We start from the raw sequence: 23,850 nt of genomic DNA, 5'->3' as shown, positions 1-23,850 counted from the left end.
GACGGTGAATCGGTGCCGGTCAGAGGTGGGGAGCCCCTTCGGGGCGTCCGTTGTCGAGGTAGTCGCGCACCTGATCGGGCATCGCCGGGTCCTCCGGCAGGAAGGCGAGGGGGTCCGCCTCGCCGCGCAGCAGGCCGCCGACGGTGACGCCCTCGGGGAGGCCGGGCGAAACGGCGTCCGAGACCTTGTCCAGCGCGTCGGCACGGGCCTCGGCGATCGTGCTGACGAGGAGGTCGGCCAACTCCTTGGGCGCCATGCGGCGGTAGGCGCCGGTGGGGAACTCCAGCGCGGTCACCTCGCCCTGCGCGCCGACGGTCACCTTCACCGCCTGCCGCGGCGCGGTGGCCGTGCCCGTCACCTCGTTGATCCTGCGCCGCGTCTCGACGGCCTCTTCGCGCTGCCTGCGGTAGAGCGCGAGCAATTCCTCGATGCTCCGGTCGTACGGCGTGCTCACGGGATCCTCCTGGTCCGTACGGTGGTGCGGGCGGGGGCGGGGCCGGTCCGTGGACCGGACCTCCGGGGGGCTCGGGACACGGCCTAGATCACCTGGCCCGTCGTGTCGCCCGCGGGCGCGCCCCATGTGGCGTCGCCCTCCTGGACGAGCAGGTCGGCGATGCCCCGGGACGGCGGTTCCTCGGCGGCTCCCTCGGCCCGCGCCGTCTCCGGCTCCTCGTCCCAGCCGGACTCCTCCTCCTCGGCCTCTTCATCGCCCGCCGCGGCGCAGCCGGGGCCGGCGCTCGTGAAGACGGCGGCGGATCCGGCCGACGTGGCGGCGGCGCGTTGCGGGCGCCAGGTGACCAGGCTCGGGGCGTCACCTTCCGCGCCGTCCGCTCCTTCCGCACCGCTTTCGCCGCCGGTCGCCGGAGCGTGCGGGCCCCAGGTGCCGTCGTCGGCCGTCGCATAGTCCGGAGCGTCGATCTCGGACTCCTCGTCGCGCTGACCGCGCGCCAGCAGCAGCGGGACGAACGAGGCTCCGGCCAGGCCCCAGGCCGCGACATCCACCTCCGACAGGTCGTCGTCGGAGGGGCGCAGGACGACCAGCGGATCGCCCGGCTCGGCCGCCGCCTCCGCACCGCCTTCGGGCGCGGCGGCGACCTCTTCCGTGGCGGGCACGGCCTCGCCGGGAGCCGGGGCGGCCGGCGACGACGCGGGCGCCAGATTGATCCCGGCGGCGAGCGCTTCGCCCGCGACCTCCGCCTGCGACGGCGCGCCGCCGAACTCCTCGTCGCCCCGCTCCACCAGCCCGCCGTGCTCGTCGTCCTCGGACCGGCCCGAGCCGCCGGGCGCCCCGCCGGGACTCATCGGCAGGTACGGCATGCCGGCCGTCCCCGGTGTCTGCACGGCGCTCGCCGGTGCGGCCGGCTGCGTGAACTCCTCCTCCGACGCGGCCGGTTGGACCTCGCCGACCGGCTCCGAGCGCTCGGCCACCGGCCCCGGAAGCCCGGACAGCCCCGCGGCTCCCGCCACCGGTACGCCCGCCACCGCGTCGTCGTCCCCCTCCGGACTCGTCCAGGGTTCGGTGGTGGGGTCGAGGAGTCCGCTGGCGTCGCTGCGTTCGCCGGTGGGTGTGGTGGTGCCGGCGTTGGTCATGGGCGGCAGGAAGGGCATGCCCCCGCCAGCAGTCCCGGTGGTGCCGGTCTCGCCGTTGGTGTCGGTGGTGCCGGGATACGGGGTGGTTGTGGTGGTGGGGAGGTCGAGGCTGGTGTCGGCGTGGGGGTGGGGGGTGCCGGTGGTGGGGAGGCCGGTGCCGTCGAGGTCGGTGGTGCCGTTCCAGGGTTCGGTGGTGGGGTCGAGGAGTCCGCTGGCGTCACTGCGTTCGCCGGTGGGTGTGGTGGTGCCAGCGTTGGTCATGGGTGGGAGGAAGGGCATACCCCCGCCGGTCGTGCCGGTCGCGCCGGTCTCCGTGGTGCCGGGGAACGGCGCCGCCCCGGTCCTCGGCAGATCCGACTCCAGACCGAAACCGTTCGCGGCCGGGTCGAACCCGTGCAGGCCGGCGCCACCGCCGACGGCCGCCGGGTCGTAGCCCGCGAGGTCGCTCGTGCCGGGGAAGGCCGCCGGGTCGTAACCCGCGAGGTCGCTGACGCCGCTGCCGTTGAGGCCGGAGCCGCCGGGGTAGGCCGCCGGGTTCGTCTGCCCGGTCCACGCCGACGGATCCTCGACGAGATCGGAGTCCGGGAGCGTACCGGAGCCGTTCAGCCCGGTGCCCCCGCCGAACGCCGAGGGCGCGAACGCGGCCGGTGTGACGCCGCCGCCCGGCCCGTAGTCGCCGCCGAGCCCGTCGAAACCGCCGTCGCCGCCCACCGTGCCGGGACCGTCGAGACCCGTGTCGCCGTACGGCGACACCACGGCGTTCCGCAGCGCGCCGGGGCCGCCGGAACCGCCCGGATCGCCGCTGAACGCGCTGTCGGGCGAGCCCGGACCGTCGCCCAGCGTGCCGGTACCGTCGAGACCGGTGCCACCGCCGAAGCCGGTCGGGGAGCCGTCCGCACCCGGGTTGAGCATGCTGTCCAGGGCGGTCGGATCCAACGTGTCGTTGGGGTTGCCCAGCGCGTTGAGGTCGCTCGGCGAGTCGAGGCCGCCCAGCCCGTCGGTGTCGCCCGAACCCGGCCCGGAGCCGGGGCCGTTGCTGTCCAGGCTGCCGGTGTACGGGGACGGCGAGCCGCTGCCCGACGGATCGAAGTCCGCGGCCGTGCCGAAGGGCGTCGGTGTGAGCGTCGGCGTCCCCGTCAGATCGGTGTTCGCCAGCGGCGCCACCGGCGCGGGCGTGATGTCGGTGGGGCTGAGCGTGTCGGGCGGCGTGTCCGTCGGCGGCGGATCGTCGACGCCCGGCTGGTCGCCGCCGGTGGGACTGGTGATGGGGCCCGGCGGGCGCACCGAGTCGATGGTGACCTGGTAGTGGCCGGCGAGATTCTTCAGCACCGCCCGCATGTCGCGGTTGAGCATCTTGACGATCTCGGGCTTCTTGCTGACCGGGATGAGGCCGTTGCTCATCGGGGTCACACCCATCAACGACGCCTGGTGCGCGTACCAGACGTCGATGTCGTGGATCTTCTGCTGGGCGTTGGCGAGATTGACGGCGTTGTCCGCGAGCTGCTGCGGCACCGAGTGGCCGGTCCCGCTCGTGTTGCCGTCGGCGTCGCCGCCGGCCAGCACGTTGGCGGTGGCGGTCACCTGCTTGGCGAACGTCATCATCATGTCGTGGAACGCGTCCGCCGCGTCCCCCTTCCACGGACCGTTCTCGCCGGTCAGCGCGTTCGTCTGGTCCGTAATGGCCTTCGCCACTCCGGCGAGCACGTTCTGCACGTGGTAGAAGGCGTCGGCGGCGTCCTGCAGGCTCTGCGGGGAGGAGACCGCCGCCGCGTGGTCGGCGTTCTCCGAGTCCGACGTCCCGGCGGACATGCCGTTGATCGCGGCCTCGATCTGCTTCCAGTCCCAGCTGTCGTAGTCGGCGACGGAGCCGGCCCCCGAGGGGTCGCCGAAGACCGCACCGTCGTCGTTCTGGGTGAAGCCGCCGCCGTTGTAGTCGGTACCCATGTCGAAGGTGTCCTCCGTCGATCAGCCATCACTGGTGTCCCGGCCGCCGCGCTGGTGGTACGGACGTCCGCCGTGGACGCCCCTGGACCGGGGTGGTGCCGGCGACCCCGGCGGGACCGTGGCCGGTCCCGCCGGGGCCTCATGCGCCCGGGTGCGGGCGCGCCGTCATGCGGCCGCCCCGCCGGAATCGGTGAGGAGCGCGGTGAAGTCGCCCGTCGCCGACTGCATGGCGGTCTGGAGATCCGTGGCGGTCATGGAGTTGGCGTCCTCCAGCGAGGTGTACTTCGCCGCCAGCTGGGTCACGCCGTCCCGCAGGTCGCCGAGCCCCTGCGCGAGGTCCGCGAGGACCTTGACGTACTGCGACTTGAGACCGGCGTCGCCGTTGAGCCCGCTCACCTTCGTGCGGATCTGGTCGGCGTGGTAGAAGGCGCCGGGAGCCACGGAGATCGGCTCCAGCTTCTTGGACGCGGCCTGCGTGGGCGGGACGAGCTTGCCGATGTTGTCCGCGAAGAGCGTCATCGACGGGGTGTCCACGCTGGTGCCCTTGCCGCCGCCGCTGCCGCCCGGCACCGACGGCGGGTCGAACGGCGTGCCGTCCGAGTAGACCCCGCTGCCGTCCGGCAGCGTGGTTCCGCCGTCGTACTCCTCGAGCTTGTGCTTGGGCTTGGGCGGATCCGGCGGCAGCGTGCCGTCCAGGGTGCCGTAGGTCATGGCTCATCAGCTCCAGAGCTGGACGCCGGCCCGCTCGCCCTGGGAGTAGTACTCGTTGATGTTGCCGAGCTGCTGGGTGGCCTGCGCGGCCTTCTGCGTCATGTCCGCGGCAGCGGCGTCCCACTGCGCCTTGACCTGCGCGTAGGTGGCCTGCGCGTCGCTGGTCCACTCGGCCAGGTTGACCTTCGCCTGGTTGTCGAGGTCGGCCAGCGTCTGGTTGATGCGCTGGGTGATGGCGTTCATCTCGCCGACGATCGTGTCGACCTGTTCCATCTGGACGGTGTACGTCGCCATGGTGGTTGCTCCTTGACTGTGATCGGGGGAGGCGCTGGTCGGTCAGGTCCGGTCAGAAACCGGGCAGGGCGGTGACGCCCGACGCGATGTTCTGCGCGACCTGGTGGGCGGTCTGCTGGGTCTCCTCATGCGTGTTCGCGTACACATGGGTGTTCTGCTGGAGCTTCTCGAGCATCGTGCGCAGCGCCTGGTTGACCTTGTTGAAGTCGTCCAGCCACGCCTGCATGGCGCCGGAGTAGATGCTGGACGCGTCGCCGGTCCAGCTGGCGCTGAGACCCTCGATCTGCCCGGCCATCTGCGCGTACGAGGTGGCGCCGTGGTCGAGGGCGGTCTGGAACGTTCCCTGGGCCGCCGTCATTCCCTGGAGTTCGACTGACGTCAGAGCCATTGCCGGACTTCCTTCCGTTGTGGTGTCGATCCTGTGGGGTGGTGCTCGTATCCCCGCCCGCCGCGGCCCGTTCTCCGGTGCCGCGCAGGCGGGAAACTCAGGTGCTCACCAGCGGTTCCGGGCGCTGGGAGGGGGGTTGCGGCCGGGGCGCCTGCGACGCCTCGTCCGGCGCCAGCACCGGCGACGACTCCGGCGCGCGGCGCGGCAGGTCCGCGAGGGTGACGGCACGGGACTTGGCGGTGGCCGCGAGATTCTCGGCCAGCCGGTGCGCCTGATGGGCCGTGACGGGGAACGGTGACCGTCCGAAGGTCTCGCGCAGCGAGACGGCCACCTCCTCGTCGAACTGGAAGCCGTAGTCGCGCAGCCGCCGCCTGACCAGCTCGACGGACTGCTCCGGTGTGTACGGCTCCAGGCGCACGTACTCCGCGAACCCCTCGGCGACGTCGGTCCGTTCCCGCATCAGGCCGAGCAGATGCTCGGGAGTGCCGAGCAGGGCCAGTACGGTGTCGCCCGGTGCCGACACCACCCGTCCCAGGGCGGCGAGCACCGCCTCGCGGGACTGCGGGCTGCGCTGCTCGAACGCCTCGGTCCACTCCAGCGCCAGCACGCCGCCCGCGGTCTCCTCCAGCGCCGACGCCAGCCGCAGCAGCGGCTGTTCCGGCCACCGGGCCGGCAGCGAGGACAGCCGGACGTGCCGGGTGGCTCCGGTGGGCAGCAGCCCCAGTTCGGCCAGGCAGCGCCCGTAGAGCGCGGCCAGCGCCCGCCGGCCGTTGCCCGCGGCGCCCTCGATGACGACGTTGGCGCGCACCGGCAACGGCTCGACCCGCTCGGGCCCGGCCGGGCGGCTCCCGACCGCGGCCAGGGCACGCAGCCGCGCGCGGAGCGCCGAGCGGGCGCCGTCAAGACCGGTCAGTCCCGCCAGCCGCCGCAGGCCCGGCAGATCGGGCAGCTCCGGTTCCCCGCCGGCGCCCGCGGAGCCGCCGGGCGGCGGCGTCACGTCCTCGGCGGTGAGGATGCTCAGCGCGCTGTCGTCGTGCTGCGACTGTCCGGACAGCCGGGTCGCCTGACGGCCGATCATCTCCTCGAACACCTTCCGGGCGACCCGGCCGTTGCCGAAGGTCTCGCCCTTCGGGATCTCGACGAAATAGCGGTCCAGCGCCTCCAGCGCGCCCTCGTCCAGCTCGTAGTAGTGCTTGGCGCACAACCCGCGGACGATCGTGACCAGTTCGTCCGGCTCGTAGTTGGGGAACTCCACGGTCCGCGCGAAACGGGACGCCATACCGGGGTTGGACGACAGGAACTGGTCCATCAGCGCCGAATAGCCGGCGACGATCACCACGATCTCGTCGCGGTGGTCCTCCATCAGCTTCATCAGCGTCTCCACGGCCTCCTGACCGAAGTCGGGTCCGGTGCCGCGGGACTGGTTGGTCAGCGTGTACGCCTCGTCGATGAAGAGCACGCCGCCCAGCGCGCGGTTGAAGACCTCGGTGGTCTTGATGGCCGTGCCGCCGATGATCTGCGCGACGAGATCCGCGCGGGCCACCTCCACGATGTGGCCCTCGCGCAGCACGCCCAACTCGGCCAGTACAGCGCCGTAGAGCCGCGCCACGGTGGTCTTGCCGGTGCCGGGCGGTCCCGCGAAGACCAGATGGCGGCTCATCGGAGGCATGGGCAGGCCCATCTCCATCCGCCGGTTGGTCATCTTGTTCAGGTCGATGAGCCCGGTGACCTCGCGCTTGACGCTCTCCAGGCCGACCAGCGCCTGGAGTTCGGACAGCGGGCCGCCGCCGACCGCGCCGTCGCGGAACTCCGCGGGAGCCGCCGGCCGCGGCCCCGAGCCGCCGCCGTCTCCCGCGGACGCCACGGCCGTCCGGGGCCCGCCGCCCCGCGAGGAGCCGCCGCCGTTGTCGTGCAGATCGCAGTCGTGCACGGCGACCTGCGTGTCGTCGTCGGACGCGATGGCCTCGCCGCCGTTATCACGGATGGTGCAGTTGCTCAGTTCCGCGCGCGAACCCGACGCCACCTTGACGCCGTTGGACCGGGCGCCGTGCACCCGGCAGCCGACCGCGGTCAGTGAACCTCCGGTCAGCAGCACGCCGTCGCCGTCCGAGCCGCTGAACTCGCTGTCCCGGGCGCTCACTTCGCCGTCCGTGCCGATGACGGCCGCGCCGCCGTGCAGCGTGGAGTCGTCCAGTTCGGCCCGCGCCGAACCCGCCACGCTGAGGCAGGCACCGCCGCCGGAGCTGAGCCGTACTCCGGACAGCCGGGCCACGGCCTTCTCGTCGAGATCGACGCAGTGCGGACCGGCAGCCGTGATCTCGGCCCCGCTCAGCTCAAGACGGGCCCCGCCCGCGGCCCGCACGCCGCCGCCCTCGCTGACGGACAGCCGCTCGAACCTGGCGGCGCCGCCGGTCAGCCGGACGGCGCAGGTCGCCGCGTTCCGTACGGTGAGGTCGACGGCGCTGACCTCCGCCCCGTCCTCGGCGATCAGTCCCACGGGGACGTCCGCGACCTGGCAGCGTTCGAGCACGAGCCGGGCCTCCGCCGCCGCCTGGATACCGCCCTGGGCGGCGCCGCTGACCACGCAGCCCGTCAGCACGGGCGCGCTCTCCTTGACGTAGACCGAGCCGCCCAGGGAACCGGTCAGCGAGCAGTCGGTCAGTGAGATCGCGCCGCTGCCGGCGAGGAAGGCGTCCAGGGCGCCGCTGCCGGAGATCGCGACCTTGGTCAAGGTGGCCGAGCCCTGCTGCTCGACCGCGAGGGCGGGTTTGCGGCTGCCGGTGATCCGGGTGTCCTCGACCACGGCAGAGCCCTGGCCGTTGACGCACAGTCCGTTGCCCGTCGGCCGGTCCAGGGTGCTGGACCGCAGGACCAGCCGGCCCTGCTCCGCCACGACCACGGCGGACGAACCCGCTTCCGCGACCGTGCTGCGTTCGATGATGTTGCCGCCGCCGGAGGTGACGACGACGCCCGCGCCCCGCGTGTTGCCGATGTGGCAGTCCCGCAACGCGACCGTGCCGGCGTCCCAGGCCAGGACGGAGGTCCAGGCCGCGCCCGTCACCCGGCAGCCGTCCAGCGCGGCCTGGCCGCGCCGTACGTCGAGCACCGGAGCCTCGGGGTCGGCGCCGGTGAGGGTCAGTCCGGACATCTGCACGGCCTCGGCGTCCACGACGACGGTGCTGCCCGTGGCGGCGTGCAGCTCCACCGTTCCGCCGCGGTCCTCGGCGGCCAGCGTCACCGCGCGGACCACGTGCAGCGCCCCGTCGTAACGGCCGGGACCTATGGTGATCAGCGCGCCGTCCGCCGCGTCCGCGAGCGCCTCGGCCGGCGACCGGTAGGCGCCCGGCCGGTCGGGGGAGACCACAAGTACCTGACGGTTCACAGCGTCGCTCCCTTGTGCGGTGTGCTCTCGGCGGGGGCGGGCGGCCGGACCCCGGTACGGGGCCGGCCGTTGGCGGACAGCAGGCCCGGCGGAACGGCCGCGGGACCACTCCTCGGCCCGGGGGCGACCGGAGCGGGCTTCGCGGACAAGGAGTCGGCCGCCCGGGTCAGGCTCTCCAGCGCCAGGTCGTCCAGCGGGATGCGGCCGGGCGCGACGCGGCCGTCGGGGCCGACCTCCTGCGGCGTCAACTCCCGTAGCAGCACCGGGCTTTCGGGCCCCTCGGCGGGGCGCAGCACCTTGAAGGCGGTGCCTGGCAGGAAGATCACCCGGTCCGGTGCGCCGCTGTCGAGCGGACCCGTACGGCGGGCCGTCATCGACCACATCAGGAAGGACGGCGCCGCGACGGCGGGGGCGGAGCCGGCCGGCAGCAGCGAGGCGGCGCAGAACGCCCACTCCGTCACGAGCCGGCCCTCGGTGTACCAGGCGCGCTGCGCGGCGGACAGCTCGGCGTCGAAGAGGGTGGGGCCGCGGTGGGACGGCAGCCGGCGCAGCCCGGACGCCACGCAGCGGGCCAGCGGAACGTGCGGCCCGGTCCGCGCGGACCGGACAGCGGCGTCCACCTCGGCGTGATTGCCGGACAGATACAGCCGCAGCGCCACCAGGTCGGTCTCCGCGTCCACCGCGCCGCCGCCCGTGACGTCCCGCAGCCCCGGCACCTGCGACATCACGCGGGCCACCGTTCCGGCCAGGGCGTCGTACTGGGCGCGGAAGGTCTTGCGCACCCACTCGCGCTCCCGCTCGATGCCCCGCTCCGGCGGCACCGCGCACGCCGCGCCCTTCGGCACCGGCTGTACGAGCACCCGGGCGCCGGCGGCGACCGTCGGCGCCGTCGCGGACGGCGCGTCGGGTACGGCCTCCGGCAACGTACGGTCCGCCCCCGCCGACGGTACGGGCTCCGAGGACTCCAGGCGCAGTCCGACCGGCCGCGGAGCCGCCGGAGCGCCGGCCGGTCCGCCCGGCGCGGCGCGGGTGATCCCGTTGACCGGAGGCACGGCCGCCGGGGCGGCCGCGGGAGCGGGAGCGGTCGGAGAGGCGGCGGCGGTCGGGGGTGTCGCGCTCGGGTCGGTGCTTGTCGGGAAGGGGAGGGCCGGGGCCGGGGTGGCGACCGGAGAGGGGGTAGTGGCCGGAGGCGTCGTGTCCGGGGCGGTGCTCGTGGGGAGGTTCGGCGCCGGGGATGCCGGGGCCGGCGTGGGGACGGCGGTCGGTGGCGTTGGGCTCGGCTCGGTGCTCGTGGGAATCGGAAGAGCCGGGGCCGGGGTGGCCGGGGGAGCGGCGTGCGGCTGCGCCGGACGGTCCGCGCCCGGCAGCGGCAGCGGGCCGGGCTCGGCTGTCGCCGCCGGTGTCCGCGGCGCGGCCGACTCCGGCGGAGCGGTGTGCGTCGCCGCCTGGACGGTGACCCCGGACCGGGTCGCGCCCTCGGCCGTCCCGACGCCGTCGGCGGGTTCGTCCGGCTCCGCCACCGCCGTCCCGGACACCGGGGTTTCGAGCGCGCCCGCCTCCGCCGCGCCCGCCTCCGCCATGACCGTCGCCGCGGTCGGCGGCGACGGCATGCCGTCGGAGTCCAGGGCGGTCAACTGCTGTGGCGCGGAAGGCCGTTCCGCGGGCGGTGCGCTCTCCTCCCGCAGGCCGCGGACCGGCGGTTCCGACAGGTCCGCGGCGGCCGTCGCCGACAGCAGGGCGTCGTCCGTCCGGGCGGGTTCCGGCACCGGCACTGGCACCGGCGCGACGGCGCCGCCGGCGGCCCGTACGTTCTCCCCCGCCGCCGCGGGCTCCGCCGGGACCTCGGTCACGGCCTCCGCCGCGGCCTCGGCGGCCCAGGGCGGCACGCCCGCGGGCCTGGCGGGCGCCGGAATCGCCGCGGCGACGGCGTCACGCGCGTCCGGGACCGCCACCGGCTCCGCCGACCACGCGCTCGTGTCGAGCGCCGGATCGTCGGCGGGGCGTACCACCAGACCGGTGCGGCCGTCGGCGCCGAGCCGCCACACGATGTCCTCGGCGAGCGCGTGCATGCGCGACGCCATGCCGGGCGCCCCGCGGTCGAAGAGGACGAGGGTCTCGCCGGGAGCGGGCGGGATGCGGCGTACGTCGTCGCCGTCGGCGGGTTCCTGGTGCGGGCGGACCCACAGCCCGCTCTGGACCACTTCGAGCACCGCGTCGAGGGTGTACTCGTAGACGCCCGTGCCGAGGGGTCGGTAGCCCGACAGCGGCTCCCGCACACCGACCAGCACGGGCGGTGGCGCGGCCGTGGCGGCGCCGCGCGGGGCGTACCGCAGTTCAGCGGCGAACGCCGGATCCCCCAGCCGGCCGTCCGCCAGCCGAGGGGCCGTTCGCGGCGGCAGGTCGGGCGCCGTCCGCGCCTCCACGGGTACCCCGGCCAGCACGGCGACCTGCGCGTCCAGCAGATCCGCCAGCTGCTGGCCGAGCGCCTCGCCCTCCTGCGGGAGCGCCACCGGTCCGAAGTGCACGAAGCGGGTGCGGCGCCGTACGGACGGCATCACCGTGGCCCAGAAACCGGCCACGTCCGCCAGCGGTACGGCAGGACCGCCGGGGCAGCCGAGTACGACGGTCATCACATCGGGGTCGGCGTACAGCCGGTCGAACAGCCAGCGCCTGTTCTCCGCCGCGGCGTCCGGCCGCGCACCGCGCAGCCACACCCCGCAGGGCAGCGGCTCGACCACACCGTACGGGCTGGTGGCCCAGGGGCGGTCCATCGTGGAGAACTGCCAGTGCGGCTTGGGGAAGTGCATGGAGTCGTGCTCCGGCGGCCGGCCCGGCCGCATCCGCAGCCAGCCCGACCCCCGGCCGCCCGGCACCGACAGACCGCCGCCCGCGGTGGGTAGCAGCTCCCCGTCCGGCACCACGACGAGGGCGCCCCGCGAGTCGGCGATGCGCTGCCCGGTGCGCCGTACGTCCTGCGACGTGCCGCCGCCCAGCACCAGCCGCAGACTGCCCGGCCGGTCGGACAGCGCGTGCGTCACGGCCTCCGCGGCGTCGCCGACCGTGTCGTCCGGGATGTCGACGACCACCAGCGTGTGCTGCTCGTCGCGCGCCAGACAAGCGGCGAACCGCCAGGCTGCCGGGTCGCGCCGGCCCCGGGGATGGAGCAGCAGCGCGTTGCCCGCGACCGACCGCTGGAGCGGCCTGCCGATCGGCACGATCGACCGTATGCCCTTAAGCACGGGACGTACCGCCCTTTCCCTCGTCGGGCGCGGGCATCGCGAGCACCGGCCCGCGCGGCAGCAGCGCGATCACCTGGTCGGGCAGGACGGACACCAGCCCGGACAGGCCGAGCGCGGCGGTGACGTCGTCGGTGGCCAGTTGGTACGCGGTGCCGTCGTCGGTGATCAGATACGTCTTGGGGTCCGGCACCTTGTGCAGCACCGCCTCCCGGCTGCGCACCACCAGGCCGTGACCGGTCGGTACGACGGCCGTCAGGTCGCCGTCGGCCACCGCTCCGCCCGCGACGACCACGTCGGTCCGCAGTGAGGAACCGGCGACCCGCTGGGCCAGGCAGACGGCGTGGTCGCCGGCCGGCAGGGCCGGCGCTCCCGCCACGTCGGGGAGCGCGGTCAGCAGGGCGTCGTCCGCCGAGACCCGCGCGGCGGCGAGCGCCGACGGCGACACCGAGCGCGGTTCCGGGCTCGCCTTGTCGGCGGCCAGCAGCGAGTACTCGGTGGCGTTGGTACGGGCCACTCCCTGACGGGTCATCACATAGAAGTGGCGCTCTCCCGCCGTGGTCGTGCTGAACAACTGGCCCACGGCGACCGGCCGTCCGGCCACCCGGCCGGCGGGCTCGCCGCGGCCGGCCGGCAGCACCGCGCTCAGCGCGGGCCCGGTGGGCACGGCCGTCAGCCAGTCGTCGGGGGCGGCGAGCGGCCGGTCGCCGTCGAGACCGAGGGCCATCAGCGCGGGCAGCCCCGGCACCGGGTACTTCTTCCCCCGCCAGAGCAGGTAGCGGTCGCCGTCACCGCTCTCCAGCAGCACTTGGCGGTCGGAGGGGAAGGCGACGGACAGGCTGCCCGTGGCGGCCGTGCCGAAGCCCACGCTCTGACCGTGCGCCAGGCCGGGCCGCAGGCAGCGGGTCCATGAGCCGCCCAGCACCCGGTCGGGGGTGGGCACTTGGTCCGGCGCCCCCGGTATACCGATCTCGGACCCGTGCGTGATGCCGTTGAGGTCCGCGCGGGAGACGCTGTGCGCGACGGCGCCGCGCGAGTAGAGCAGGACCGAGGAGTAGTTGCGGACCGGCCGGAGTTCACCGCCGATGAGCAGATAGCGGTTGCCGGTCTCCTTCTCCACGATGTACGAGCCGGGCGTGCGCCAGGAGTGGTCGGGCACGGGGGCGATCAGACCGTAGACGCTGAAGCCGATGCACAGCAGGATCACGACGCCGGTGCCGAAGAGGGTGCCGAACGCCGAGCGCCGCGTGGGGTTCTCGCCGCGGCTCGCGTCGCCCGTGGTCAACGAGGTGGCGAGCCGGTCCACCGCGAACTGGTAGGCGTGAAGATGGTCCCGTCGTGTCTGCATCGTCCGTCCCTCCTTCCGGTGTCCGTCGCCGTCAGCTCGCCCACGCGCGCAACCGCGCGTAGACGTGCAGGAGTTGGAGCAGCAACGGCAGCAGCGCCGTGGCCGTCAGCGTCTCGGCGATGTCGCCGCTGTGTCCCCACACCGGCAGCAGCCTGGTGGTCGGCAGCCGCCAGGAGGCGGCGAGCAGCCCGAGCACGGTGAGCAGCAGCAGTGCGGCCGCCACACCGCGCTGCGCCGGCCCGCCGGTCGACCACTGCTGGAGCAGCAGCGCGGCCAGCCCCGCCGACCCGACGACGACGGTGGGCACTCGTTGCAGCGCGCCGGTCAGGCCGCGGGACCGCAGCAGGATCGCCCCGGCGAAGACCAGCGGCAACGCCCAGCCGGTCCAGCCGTGTTCATGGATCAGGAACCAGAAGGCGGCCCCGTAGCACAGGGCGAAACCGAGGCTGAGCGTGTCGAGGAACGCGGTCGAGGTCCGCACCCGCCGCTCCACGCGCTCCTGCGGCTCCGGATCGATGTCCTCCTGCAATTCCTCGGCGTTGTGCGGCAGTTGGGGAACACGCAGCCGGGCGACACGCAGGGCCAGCCTGGGCCCGAAGTGGCCGATGACGAACAGCGCCGCGGCCGTCACCGCCGCGGCCTGTCCGGTGCGCCAGTCGAAGGCGTGCCGCAGACCGACGGCCGCCGCGGTGGCCGCGGCGACGACGGTCGCGGTGCCCGGCAGCAGCAGCGGCACCGCCCGCAGCGCGACCAGGGCGCAGCCGACCGCGGTCACGCAGCCCGCCGCGGTGAGGATGCCGGGCACACCGGGGTCGAAGCCGCCGCCGGGCGCGGACCGGAAGGCGAGCCCGGCCAGCGCGGCCATCGCCAGCGCGGCGAGACCGGAGGTGAGCACGGTGCCGCGGTCCGCGCCGAACCGGTCACCGGCGACGCACGCCGCGCCGAACACCACCGCGGCGATGCCGGCGCCGTACCCGGCGAAGTCGCCCGGTCCCCGGCCGACCAGGGCGAGGGCGAGCGCGACCGCGCCCGCCGCCGCCAGGGTCAGGCAGAGCCCGCGGGTCAGTGCCGGGCGCCAGCGGCCGGGCAGGGTGCGCACGACGTGGGCGACGCCGTCCGCGATGTCGTCGAAGTGCAGGCTCGGCAGCGGTTCGGCCGACGGCCGCAGATACAGCACGTCCCCGTGGTGCAGGTCGAGCCCGGCCGGAGTGCCGTCGGGGTCGAGCGGGTCCTCGCCGAGCCGTTGCAGGCTCCACGGCGCGCCCCGGTCGCGCGGGTCGGTGACGACGTGTTCGACCAGCACCGGCAGCAGCGCGGACAGCGGCAGCGTCACCGGCACGGCGAGGTCGGCCTGTCCGTCGGGCCCCGCGACGGTCAGCCGGCACAACTCCGTGCCCGTCCCGGCGCCGGCGGCTACGGGGGTGGTGGTCATCTGCACGCTCCTGTCCTGCCGGTGGGCCGGCCGGTCGCCGCCGTGCGGCGCGCACGGTCGGCGGACGGACGGCGGACAACGTTGTCGTCGGAATGGGGCACATCGATGGCGCGGTTTTCTACGGTCATGGCGGGTCCACCAGTCCGGTCTGCACGAGCTTCACCGAGCGGCGGGTGACCAGTTGGGCCCGGCCGACCGGAAGGGCGCGCGGCTTGGCCTCGCCGATGAACTTGCCCTCCTCCTTGGGGTAGGAGAACACCAGCGCCGGGTTGCCCAGCTCCCACAGGCGGCGCAGCAGCGGGTCCATCATCGCCCGCATGGCGCTCGACGTACTGCGGGCGACCACGAGGTGCAGCCCGATGTACGGCGCCTGGGACAGCAGTGGCAGCAACGGCGTCATCGGGGACGGCGTGCCGGGAGCACCGGAGAACAGGTCGTAGTCGTCGATGAGGACGAAGAGCAGCGGGCCGCTCCACCAGTCGCGGCGGGCCAGGTTCTCCGGCGAGATGTCGGCGGCGGGCACGCGTTTGCCGACCGACAGCGCGGCGCTCGCGGCGAGTTGGCCGAGCGCGTCGCTGTCCACCACGTAGCCGACCCGGTACTCCTCGGGCACCGCGCTGAGCAGTCCGCGACCGGGGTCGGCGACCATGATGCGTGCCTGCGCGGGCGTGTAGCGCGCGGTGATCGCCTCGATCATCAGCCGCAGCACATTGGTCTTGCCGGTCTCCCCGTCGCCGAAGGCCAGCAGATGGGGATTGACGGAGAAGTCGTGCCAGGCCGGTGCCAGCCGCTGCTCGTCCCATCCGAGGCAGACCCGCAGATCGCCCTCGGGCCGGGGGAGCCGGGCGGCCGGCAGGCGGCTGGGCAGCAGCCGTACGCCGGGCGCGGTGCGGCCGGTCCAGAAGGTGCTGATCTCGGCGACCGCCTCCTTGGTGGCGGTGGTCAGGTCCTCGGTGCGCGGGGCGCTGTCGAGCCGCGGCAGCGCGGCCAGGAAGTGGTGCCCGCCGCTGGTCAGACCGCGGCCCGGCTGGTGCGGGACGGTGGCGGCGACGCGCGAGCCCACCTCGGACTCCAGCGCGTCGCCGAGCCGCAGTTCGAACTTGGAGCCCAGCAGGTCCCGGAGCCGGGGCCGGAATTCCGACCAGCGCACCGCCGAGCCCATGACGTGGATGCCGTACGACAGTCCGCGCGCCGCCAGGTCGATCACCCGGGGCTCGATGTCGTCGTAGTCGCCCCGCAGCGTGCCCCAGCCGTCGACCACGAGGAAGACGTCGCCGTACGGGTCGTCGATCTCCCCGGCGGCCCGCAGCGCGCGGTAGTCGGAGACCGACTCCAGCCCCTTGGCGGCGAATTCGGCCTCGCGCCGTTCCAGGAGCTGAGTCAGTTCCGCGACCGTGCGCTGCACGCGGTCCCGGTCGAGCCGGGTCGCCACCGATCCGACGTGCGGCAGCCCTGAGGTGGAGACCAGACCGCCGCCGCCGAAGTCCAGGCAGTAGAACTGGATCTCCTCCGCGGTGTGGGTGAGCGCCAGCGAGAGCATCAGGGTGCGCAGCATGGTGGACTTGCCGGTCTGCGGCGCCCCCACCAGACCGATGTGCCCCTCCGCGCCCGACAGGTCCGCGACCAGCAGTTCGCGGGCCTGCTCGTACGGCTTGTCGACCATGCCGAGCGGGACGCGCAACGCGCCGAGCGCGGGGAAGTCGGCGGCGCTCATGCCGCGGACGGGGTCGGGGACGATCGCGGGCAGCACCTGGTCGAGGCTGACGGAGGAGTCCAGCGGCGGCAGCCACACCTGACGGGCCGGCGGTCCGGCCTCCTCCAGGCGGTCGATGAGCACTTCGAGCAGGCTCTCCTCGTTCACCGGCTCGCCGTCGGCGCTCGGCACCGGCACCTCCGCCGGCGCCTGGGGCTCGCTCTCCCGCTCCGAGGACAGCGCCCCGCGGCGGTCGAGGCCGAAGGGCGTCACCTCCTGGACGGCGCGCAGCCGCTGCACGGGATCCGCCTCGGCGACCGGCTGCGGCGCGGGCCCGGACACGTAGGCGGCCTTGAAACGCACCAGGTTGGTGGTGTCCACCTTCAGGTAGCCGTTGCCCGGGGCGGAGGGCAGTTCGTAGGCGCTGGAGACGCCGATGACGCCGCGGGACTCCATCGAGGAGAACGTACGCAGGGCCAGCCGGTAGGACAGGTGCCCCTCGACCTTGTGGATGCGGGATTCGTCCAACCGCTGCGAGGCGAGCAGCAGATGGACTCCGAGACTGCGGCCGAGCCGGCCCACCGAGACGAACAGGTCGACGAACTCCGGCTTGCTGGCGAGCAGTTCCGAGAATTCGTCGACGATGATCAGCAGCGAGGGCAGGGGGGTGAGACCGGCCCCGCCCAGCCGGGCCTTCTCGTAGTCGAAGAGGGAGGAGAAACCGGCCTTCCGCAGCACTTCCTGACGCCGGATCATCTCGCCGTTGATCGAGTCCCGCATCCGGTCCACCAGGTGGATCTCGTCCGCGAGGTTGGTGATGACGGCCGAGGTGTGCGGCAGGCGGTCCATGTGCAGGAAGGTCGCTCCGCCCTTGAAGTCGACCAGCACGAGATTGAGCACCTCGGAGGAGTGGGTGGCGGCGAGCCCCATCACCAGGGTGCGCAGCAGTTCGCTCTTGCCCGAGCCGGTGGCGCCGATGAGCAGACCGTGCGGCCCCATGCCGCCCTGCGCGGACTCCTTGAGGTCGAGTTCGACGACCTCGCCGTCCTCGGTGACGCCCAGGGGCACGGCGAGCCGCGCCGCCTGCGCCTGCCGGGGCCGCCACACCGCGGCGACGTCGAAGCCGCGGGGGTCGCGGATGCCGAGCAGCGAGGTGAGTTCGAAGTCCGAGTCGAGCGGGCGCTCGGTGAGGTCGAGGGCGCTGCCCGCGCGCAGCGGGGAGAGGTAGCGGGCGAGGCGCTCGGCGGCGTCGCGGCCGAGACCGTCGGCGGTGGCCGAGGCGGAGTCGCCGTCTCCGGCCGGGTACATCACGACGCCCTCGCGGACCGACAGCCGCAGTACGTTGTCGCCCCCGCGCAGCGTGCCCGTCGCGTCCAGCACGAGGGTGTTGCGCAGGCCCTCGCCGGCCGGCCGTGAGCCCGGCGGCAGTTCGGCGCCCTGGGCGATGATCACCACATACGGTTCGGCGATGCTGGGAGCGGCCTGCGGATCGTGGTCGGGCCGGTCCCGCACTTCGGGGCCGAGCAGCGCCATCAGGGTGTCGAGGTCGGCCGCGGCGAGCCGGGCGGCGCCCGCGTCGTCCTGTTCCGCCGGATGCGCGTTGTGCGGCAGCCACTTGACCCAGTCCCATTCCGCGGCGCCCGTGGTGTCGCCGAGGACGGCGATCCGGAGTTCGTCGGGCGCGTGCAGCACGGCGAGTTGCGCGACCATCGCCCGGATCAGCGCGAGCACGTCCTGGCCGGCGCCCGCGAACTCCACCCGGCTGAAGCGCCGCAGCGCCACGGGGATCGGCAGGCCGGGCACGGCCTGGTGGGCCTTGGTGAACCGGCGCAGCGAGATCGCGGTGAGGGGTTCCAGGTCCTCGACGGGCTTGGTCTGCGGCGGCAGGAAGCCGAGTTGGGCGCGGCGGACACCGATGCCGATGCGGATCCGGCCGAAGTCCTCGTGGCTGGGGCGGCGTTCCCACAGCCGGGGGCCCATGGCGAAGGCCCACAGGGCGTCCGGAGCGGGGTTGTCCCACAGCAGCGCCGCGCGCTGCTCCTCGGCGGCGGTCCGCGCCTGGCGCCGCTTCTGGCTCAAGTACCGCAGATAGTCGCGGCGTTCGGCGCGCATACGGCGACGGCGTTCCGCCGAACCGCGGCCCAGTTGGGTCAGCGTCATGCTGATCATGGCCACGCCCATCATGCCGGACATCATGTAGGTCGTCGGACCCATGCCGCGCACGCTGAACATCAGCACCATGGCGCCGGCGCCCAGACCCATCGGCAGGTACATGAGAGCGGAACCGAAATCGGCCCCGGCCGGCTCCCCGAGAACCGGCGGCTCGGCCAGCTCCACTTGCGCGTCCGGGAGTTGGGGCGCCTCCGCGCGCGGTGACCGTCTCACCTGCCTCGTGCTCAAGGCCGCCCTCCCGATTGAGGTGTACATGCGGGCTGTTGCGAAAGCGACTATAGGGAATCAGGAGATGCCGCAACAAGTAGTTCTGGATATTGCCTCAGTGGAGGCCGTCACATTCCAACGCCGCTGGTCATCGAGGTGCACAGGCGGGAAATAGAAGTGCGTGTATGCCCAATGCGCCCTGGAACGCATAACCGGCGGACGATCTGGGTAGAGCAATTCGTCCTTCGTCGAGGCGGCCTTGGCGGCCCCTGTCCGGAGGCATGTGCCGCACGCCGTATTCACGGTCGGCGGACCGCTCCCGTCACCGCGGAGCGAACCGGGCACGACCGCGGCGGGAACGGGCAGCGGCGTTCACAGCACGGCGAAAGGGGAATCCCCGGAGGGGAGCGTGAGTGAGCGCCGGCAGATGATTTCGCGGATGCCGGCCATCCGAGAGCGAGCCGATTGACGTCGTTGTCGATGCGGATCGGGACCGTCAGGAGCGGCGCAGGCGGCCGCGGATGTCGTAGTCGCCCCAGCCGGACATGATCGACCGGCCGAGGACGCGGCCGGCTTCGTGGTCGACCGGTGCGGGCAGCCCGAAGCCGATGCCGACCACCGGACGGGCAGCGAGGTCCGCGTGATCGAGCATGGACCGCACCGCGCGGTGATCTTGTCGAGCCGGTGCAGGGGCCCGCCCTTCCTTGACGGCGAGCCGCTCGACGCGTTCGGCGAGGATGCCCGCGCCTGGTGACGGGACGCGAGCGGAAAGCCGTCAACCGTCAACCGGATCCGGAGGCCGGCGAATCGATCGTCTCCCCGGCCCGCCGGCCCGGGCACTGCGACCCCGGTTTCACGCTGCGGGCGTCGCCCACCGCAGGCCAAAAGTCCCGGAGAAGTCCCGGAGATGCCGCCGCACCCCGTCCCGGTCTGCTGAAACACAGGTCAGGCGAGGTGCGGCGGCATCCTCATGTCAGATGTCGCGGAAGATCTCGATCTGCGCGCCGATCGAATTCAGCCGCTCCGCGAGGTCCTCGTAACCGCGGTTGATGACATAGACATTGCGCAGCACGGACGTGCCTTCGGCGGCCATCATCGCCAGCAGGACGACGACGGCCGGGCGCAGGGCCGGCGGGCACATCATTTCGGCGGCGCGCCAGCGGGTGGGGCCCTCGACCAGGACGCGGTGCGGGTCGAGGAGTTTGACGGCGGCGCCGAGGCGGGTCAGTTCGGTGAGGTAGATGGCCCGGTTGTCGTAGACCCAGTCGTGGATGAGGGTCGAGCCCTGGGCGGTGGCGGCGATGGCCGCGAAGAACGGCACATTGTCGATGTTGAGCCCGGGGAACGGCATCGGGTGGATCTTGTCGATGGGGGAGCGCAGCTTGGAGGGGCGGACGGTGAGGTCCACCAGCCGGGTCCTGCCGTTGTCCGCGCGGTACTCCGGGGTCAGCTCGTGGTCGAGCCCCATCTCCTCCAGAACCGCCAGCTCGATCTCCATGAATTCGATCGGCACCCGGCGGATCGTCAGCTCCGACTCGGTGACGACGGCCGCGGCCAGCAGGCTCATCGCCTCGACCGGGTCCTCGGACGGCGCGTAGTCCACGTCGCGGTCGATGGCGGAGACACCGTGCACGGTGAGGGTGGTGGTGCCGATGCCGTCGACTCGCACCCCCAGCTCCTCCAGGAAGAAGCACAGGTCCTGGACCATGTAGTTGGAGCTGGCGTTGCGGATCACGGTGACGCCGTCGTACCGGGCGGCGGCCAGCAGCGCGTTCTCGGTGACGGTGTCGCCCCGCTCGGTCAGCACGATCGGCCGGGTCGGGGCGACGCCGCGCTCCACCTCGCAGTGGTACGTGCCGTCCGTCGCGGTGATGTCGAGCCCGAAGTGGCGCAGCGCGTTCATGTGCGGCTGGACCGTACGGGTGCCGAGGTCGCAGCCGCCCGCGTACGGGATGCGGAAGCGGTCGGTGCGGTGCAGCAGCGGGCCGAGGAACATGATCACACTGCGGGTGCGCCGGGCCGCCTCGGTGTCCATCGCGTCCAGGTCGAGCGTGGCCGGCGGCACGATCTCCAGGTCGTTGCCGTCGTTGATCCACCGGGTGCGCACCCCGATGCTGCCCAGCACCTCCAGGATCCGGTAGACCTCCTCGATCCTGGCCACCCGGCGCAGCGTGGTGCGCCCGGCGTTCAGCAGCGTCGCGCACAGCAGGGCCACACACGCGTTCTTGCTCGTCTTGACGTCTATGGCGCCGGACAGGCGGCGCCCGCCGACCACCCGCAGGTGCATCGGGCCCGCGTAGCCCAGGGAGACGATCTCACTGTCCAGCGCCTCGCCGATGCGGGCGATCATCTCAAGGCTGATGTTCTGATTGCCGCGCTCGATACGGTTGACCGCGCTCTGGCTGGTGCCGAGCGCTTCCGCGAGCTGACTCTGTGTCCAGCCTCGATGCTGCCGGGCGTCGCGGATGAGCCTGCCGATACGTCCGAGATAGTCGTCGGTCATAAGGCCGAGGCTATCTCAGATATGAGATGCGGCAAGCGGTGATCCGCCGTCCGTGACGGACCCCACTCCCACCGCGAGTACCCCGGCACACGCCACCGCACCCACACCGGCGACCGCCATCACCGTACCCGTGGCCCGGGCCCGCGCAACTCGGCCCGGGACGCGGGGCGGAGCAGGGGGTCGGCATAGGGCACACTTCCGATCATGCGCACGCTCATACGGTCGGCTCGGCCGTCGTCTTCCCGCGGGCGGCGGCCCGTGGTCGCCGCATTCGCCGTGGTGGTTCTCGCGCTGGCCGGGGGTGCGCTCGCCGGGTGCGGTGCCGGGAGTACGGCGCAGGATCCGCCGAAGCTGCCCTTCGGGTGGTCGCCGAGCGGACCGTCGGACACGCCGCCGACGTGGGGCGGGACGACGGGGGCGGACACGGCGCGGCCGAGCGGCACGAGCAGCACGGGGGGCACGAGCGGCACCTCACGTACCGAGGGGTCGACCTTCTCGCTCGACGACCTCCCGACCCGCGCGGCGGGCGCGACCCCGGTGGGCTCGCCGAGCTTCAGCTCGGAGGCGCACAAGTGCCCCACCCGGGAGAGCCCGAACCGCTGGTGCGTCTCGGGCCACGAGGTCTACCCCGCGATCGACCCGGCCGCGCCCTGCGTCGACTTCGACCTGGGCGACCACCGCGGCACCACGTACTTCTGCCTCAACGGCTCCTGGACGAAGCTGGACGGTCTGCCGGGCGGCGGGAAGACCGCGGCCGGCCGGTAGCAGGCAGCGGGAGCGGTCACGGTCCCTGCGGCGCGACCCGCCGCACCCGGTCGTCGGGCGCCGCGCGCTGCGCCGGGATGCGGCGGCGCGCCCGCCGGCGGGGGGTGCGCGGCAGGACCACGGCCAGCAGGCAGGAGACCGCCATGCCCAGCAGCCCGGTGACGACACCGAGCTTGGTGGCGAGCGTGACCTCCGGCAGGACGAAGACGGCGATGTCGAGGCCGAAGGACGCGGCGCTGACGACGGTGAGGGCGGCGGCGACCCGGTTGAGCCGGGCGTCCAGCGCCTCGGCGCGCTCGGAGGAGGCCGCGAGCAGCGAATTGCTGACGTAACCGAGCAGCTTGTCGGCCCGCTCCTGGGTGTCGTCGAGACCGATCACCTGGCGCGCGGACAGATAGCTCGACCGGTGGGCCTGGGTCGACTCGATCCGGTAGCCGTCGAGATGGTGGAAGTCGGCCCACAGACCGTCGAGGAAGCGCCGGAAGGCATGCACATCCGTGCTCTCCGGGTGCCCGTGCGCCAAATCGGCCAGCACCCACCGCCCGGCGATGAGCGCGCCGACCAGCAACGACTGCTGCGCCACCGCGATATCGGTGGGCTCGGTCGCGGTCAGCAGATCGGGCAGCGCCGTCGCCGGGTCGAGGTCCCAGGCGTAGGTGTACGGCAGCAGCACTCGGCAGCCGGGGCCCGGGGTCACCGCGGGCACCCGGGCGTCCGCCGCCCAGGGCGGGTCCAGGGTGACGAAGTGACAGTTGTAGCGCGCCGATTGGCGGTCGATCGGGGCGCGCGCACCGGCCGGCGCGAGGTCCGGCCGCAGCGCGACCCCGCTGACCAGTCCGCTGCTGACGGCCGCGGCCAGGACGGCGGTGAGGACCGGACTGTCCGCCTCGCGCAGCGCGCGGTTGACCGCCGAGTCGAGCGCGTCGAGGTCGTGCAGCGCCATCCGGCGCAGATCCGCCTCGTGCCGCAGTGCGTAGACCACCAGGACGGTGCCCGCGGTGAGTATCCGCGCGTGGCAGGCGACGATCTCGGTGCCCGGCAGGCTGATCGCGGAGCCGACCAGCGCCGTCAGGTCCAGTTCGATCGTGGCGTCGGGGTTGTACGCGAGCGAGCGCAACGTCCCTGCGACCGGCCGCAGTTCGCCATGGTCCGGCACCGTCACCAGGTCGGGGACGGCGCCGGGGGAGCTGTGGTGCAGCGGATACGCGCGGCTCTGGAGGTGCAGGACCGCCGGTGTTCCCGTCACGCGCCGCTGCCCGGTGCCGCGGCGCGGTCGGCGGCCCGGGACGCGGCGGCCCAGGACACCGCCACGTACTCCGGGATCAAGTCCGCCTCGGACACCGACACTTCGCCGAGGTAGCGGCGCTGGAGATCCTCGGGGCCGCGGTCCTCGACCGGCGTGCCGAACAGCGACTCCAACTCGTCGTGGGTGAGATGGCTCGCGTCCGCCGGGACGTCGCGGCGCAGGAACCAGTCGCGCTGCTCGGCGAGGACCCGGCAGCCCGCGGCGGCGGCCGGCCAGTAGCTGACCGCGGTGACGGCGGTGGTGCCGAATCCGGCGCCCAGCGTCACCACCGCGCGCGCCGCGTCCGGCGGCAGATAGAAGACGACGCCCTCGGCGACGTACGCCACCGGCCGACCATCGGCCAACTCCCGTGCCGCCGCCGTCACTTCGGCGCGGCCCTCGGCTGTGGTGAGGTCCACCGCCAGGTGCCGTACCTCCCGCTCGGGCACGGCGCCCGACGCGGTCAGCTCCGCCGCGCGCCGCCGCTTGGCCGCGGCCATCGCGGGCAGGTCGGCCTCCAGCGCGGCCGGGAAGGGCAGCAGCCAGGGGTAGGAGGAGAAGCCCGCGCCGCACACCACGAGGACGGTGTCGGGATCGGCGCGCAGTGCCCGGGTGAGCGTGTCGGCGATGTACCGGCCGCGCAGCGACACCACCAGGTCGTCGTGCGGATAGACCGCGTCGGCGAACTCCCGCCACAGCGTGCGGACCGCGGACCGGTCACCGTCCGGAATCCAGGCGCCGGCGAGCGGGTCCTCGGCGAGGTCGGGTTTGCGTGCGCGTGACTCGTTGACCAGATACGCGGTGAGTTCGACCCCGCCGTGCTGCATCGTCCGTCCACCCCCGGTTGTGTGACGTTGCGTCACTCCCCTTGGTATCACGTCCGGTTGCCGTTGTGGATCC

15 protein-coding genes are annotated in these 23,850 nt (G+C 73.5%); 1 reads left to right on the top strand and 14 read right to left on the bottom strand.

Annotation, left to right across the window (positions count from 1 at the left end):
- Nucleotides 1-19: 19 nt before the first annotated feature.
- The 12 genes from BM076_RS12125 to BM076_RS12075 all read right to left on the bottom strand — a co-directional run bounded on the left by BM076_RS12125 (nt 20) and on the right by BM076_RS12075 (nt 20,900).
- A complete protein-coding gene (locus tag BM076_RS12125) occupies nt 20-454 on the bottom strand; it encodes a YbaB/EbfC family nucleoid-associated protein (RefSeq protein ID WP_093713480.1) in 435 nt (144 codons plus the stop codon).
- A gap of 83 nt (nt 455-537) precedes the next feature.
- Nucleotides 538-3,534, bottom strand: a complete 2,997-nt coding sequence (locus BM076_RS37975; protein WP_093713479.1) for a WXG100 family type VII secretion target — start codon at nt 3,532-3,534, stop codon at nt 538-540.
- Between the two features lie 165 nt (nt 3,535-3,699).
- On the bottom strand, nt 3,700-4,245 hold the full coding sequence (locus BM076_RS12115) for a hypothetical protein (protein WP_093713478.1): 546 nt from the start codon (nt 4,243-4,245) through the stop codon (nt 3,700-3,702).
- Nucleotides 4,246-4,251: 6 nt separating this feature from the next.
- Entirely contained in the window at nt 4,252-4,539 is a 288-nt protein-coding gene (locus tag BM076_RS12110; protein ID WP_093713477.1) for a WXG100 family type VII secretion target, read from the bottom strand.
- A 52-nt stretch (nt 4,540-4,591) separates the two neighbouring features.
- Complete coding sequence (locus BM076_RS12105; RefSeq protein ID WP_093713476.1) at nt 4,592-4,927, bottom strand: WXG100 family type VII secretion target; 336 nt, start codon at nt 4,925-4,927, stop codon at nt 4,592-4,594.
- A gap of 97 nt (nt 4,928-5,024) precedes the next feature.
- Nucleotides 5,025-8,309: a right-handed parallel beta-helix repeat-containing protein gene (locus BM076_RS12100; RefSeq protein ID WP_093713475.1), complete on the bottom strand. Its 3,285-nt coding sequence runs from the start codon at nt 8,307-8,309 to the stop codon at nt 5,025-5,027.
- Nucleotides 8,306-11,548, bottom strand: coding sequence for a hypothetical protein (locus tag BM076_RS12095; RefSeq protein WP_143120556.1), 3,243 nt, complete (start codon nt 11,546-11,548; stop codon nt 8,306-8,308). Before BM076_RS12095 ends, BM076_RS12100 begins: the two co-directional genes overlap by 4 nt.
- Nucleotides 11,541-12,893: a type VII secretion protein EccB gene (eccB, locus tag BM076_RS12090; protein WP_093713473.1), complete on the bottom strand. Its 1,353-nt coding sequence runs from the start codon at nt 12,891-12,893 to the stop codon at nt 11,541-11,543. The genes BM076_RS12095 and eccB overlap by 8 nt, the downstream gene beginning before the upstream one ends.
- Nucleotides 12,894-12,924: 31 nt before the next feature.
- The gene (gene eccD, locus BM076_RS12085) at nt 12,925-14,325 is read right to left on the bottom strand and encodes a type VII secretion integral membrane protein EccD (RefSeq protein WP_093713472.1); all 1,401 of its coding nucleotides are present in this window, start codon (nt 14,323-14,325) and stop codon (nt 12,925-12,927) included.
- A 124-nt stretch (nt 14,326-14,449) separates the two neighbouring features.
- A complete protein-coding gene (gene eccCa, locus BM076_RS12080) occupies nt 14,450-18,418 on the bottom strand; it encodes a type VII secretion protein EccCa (protein ID WP_245796002.1) in 3,969 nt (1,322 codons plus the stop codon).
- A 475-nt stretch (nt 18,419-18,893) separates the two neighbouring features.
- Nucleotides 18,894-19,049, bottom strand: a complete 156-nt coding sequence (locus BM076_RS36570) for a hypothetical protein (protein ID WP_177246420.1) — start codon at nt 19,047-19,049, stop codon at nt 18,894-18,896.
- A 321-nt stretch (nt 19,050-19,370) separates the two neighbouring features.
- Nucleotides 19,371-20,900: a helix-turn-helix domain-containing protein gene (locus tag BM076_RS12075; protein WP_093713470.1), complete on the bottom strand. Its 1,530-nt coding sequence runs from the start codon at nt 20,898-20,900 to the stop codon at nt 19,371-19,373.
- A 204-nt stretch (nt 20,901-21,104) separates the two neighbouring features.
- Here BM076_RS12075 and BM076_RS36025 point away from each other — a divergent pair, with 204 nt between their 5' ends.
- Complete coding sequence (locus tag BM076_RS36025) at nt 21,105-21,665, top strand: hypothetical protein (protein WP_143120555.1); 561 nt, start codon at nt 21,105-21,107, stop codon at nt 21,663-21,665.
- A gap of 16 nt (nt 21,666-21,681) precedes the next feature.
- Here BM076_RS36025 and BM076_RS12060 read toward each other — a convergent pair whose 3' ends face one another.
- Together BM076_RS12060 and BM076_RS12055 are read right to left on the bottom strand one after the other, a co-directional pair.
- Nucleotides 21,682-22,911, bottom strand: a complete 1,230-nt coding sequence (locus BM076_RS12060; RefSeq protein ID WP_093713467.1) for a hypothetical protein — start codon at nt 22,909-22,911, stop codon at nt 21,682-21,684.
- Nucleotides 22,908-23,777, bottom strand: a complete 870-nt coding sequence (locus BM076_RS12055; RefSeq protein ID WP_093713466.1) for a class I SAM-dependent methyltransferase — start codon at nt 23,775-23,777, stop codon at nt 22,908-22,910. The genes BM076_RS12060 and BM076_RS12055 overlap by 4 nt, the downstream gene beginning before the upstream one ends.
- Nucleotides 23,778-23,850: the final 73 nt, after the last annotated feature.

Origin of the sequence: Actinacidiphila alni (genome assembly GCF_900112845.1) — a bacterium.
GTDB classification, from domain to species: Bacteria; Actinomycetota; Actinomycetes; order Streptomycetales; family Streptomycetaceae; genus Actinacidiphila; species Actinacidiphila alni.
The sequence above is the reverse complement of the archived record's forward strand: the minus strand, read 5'-3'. Positions and strand labels throughout refer to the sequence as shown.